This is a genomic window from Vibrio sp. OPT46, assembly GCF_015163535.1.
GTDB classification, from domain to species: Bacteria; Pseudomonadota; Gammaproteobacteria; order Enterobacterales; family Vibrionaceae; genus Vibrio; species Vibrio alginolyticus.
This window is the reverse complement of record NZ_JADDYG010000083.1, coordinates 2,602-3,753: the sequence shown is the minus strand read 5'-3', so window position 1 is coordinate 3,753 and position 1,152 is coordinate 2,602. Positions and strand designations below refer to the sequence as shown.

General features: G+C 42.6%; 2 protein-coding genes. Both read right to left on the bottom strand.

The features are described 5' to 3' along the window. Positions 1 to 682: YjbH domain-containing protein (locus IQR33_RS03360; RefSeq protein WP_193843516.1), on the bottom strand; the 682-nt coding region annotated here is incomplete at its 3' end. Beyond that, a partial coding sequence (locus tag IQR33_RS32200; RefSeq protein ID WP_228013739.1) for a capsule biosynthesis GfcC family protein occupies positions 679 to 1,152 on the bottom strand: 474 nt, incomplete at its 5' end. The genes IQR33_RS03360 and IQR33_RS32200, both read right to left, overlap by 4 nt.

Here is a 1,152-nt window from a genome sequence, read left to right as displayed (position 1 = left end):
CTTTAAATCGTAAAGGAGCGTGCAACGTCTGGAACTCTATACCACCAAATAAAGCCGCAGGCCCTTTGAAAGCTCTGTCAAAATTAGTTGTTCCTCCAGAATCAAGAAACTCTTCAGAACGTTCACAGAATTTGTCTGATGCTTTGCAAAATGGATTGGTTATATTGTCTCTGGTTCCCAAGTAGCCCCAGCCCATACCAAGAGTAAAATCGAATGTTCCAAAATGAGGAGCTGAGTATCGTTTGGTCGCGGCAATATATTCTGCATCAAATAAGCCAGTACCAGCAAAGTCTCGTACCCCTAGGGCGATTTCTGGTATGTATTCAGATTCTTCCCATAATCTAAATTTAAAATCTATTCCCTTGTCTGTGTACTCATTGTCTACATCAGGAAGTGATGTTGAGTATGGCAAGTCTTGAACTCGAGTATATCGAATAGTTGTCTCTAGCCAAGGCAGTACCTGCAAGGTGACGTTGTAAAAAAGGTACTCATCACTACCTGTTACAGAAAAGTTAAATTCCCCTTCAGGAGCCATACGTCCGGTTGGCATCTGCATTAAACCAACACCACCAAAATCAGATTGAGAAGGCTGTAACGAGGGAGCCTCAAAGGGTATATCTTGAGCCCAAACCAATGCAGGGCCCATTAAAGAAAGGGTTAAGCTTTTTCTAATTGGCATCATTGTGGTCTCTTTGTGGAGTTTGGTATCAATTGAGTGAGTAGGCGGACAATATCTTGGTCCATTTCGGAGTATTCAAGATCACCAAACGGAATATATACCAATGTCAGAGGTGGTAAGTAATATTGTGTCGTTAACCAAGCTCCGTGATGCGGCTTAACTACGTGACCATCTGGGTAGATCAACACTGGCGGTGTTGATAACGCACCAATGTTATTTTTCAAATTCTCTATTTGTCTTTGCAAAGGGATGCCTGCTTGCGCCTTAGCGGAATACACGCTACTTAGGTTTCCTAAGTAATACACTTTTTCTTCGCGTAGAGGGCTAGCGAGCAGGTAATCGCCGCGCAACAGTGGGTTGTCGAATTTATCTAGTCGAATTTTATCAACATCAATCGCAGACAGTAAGCGTGGTGCAAAGCTTTGCTTCTGAATGAACTTGTAGAATGGATGTGCGACCAAATTGTGTTGAAT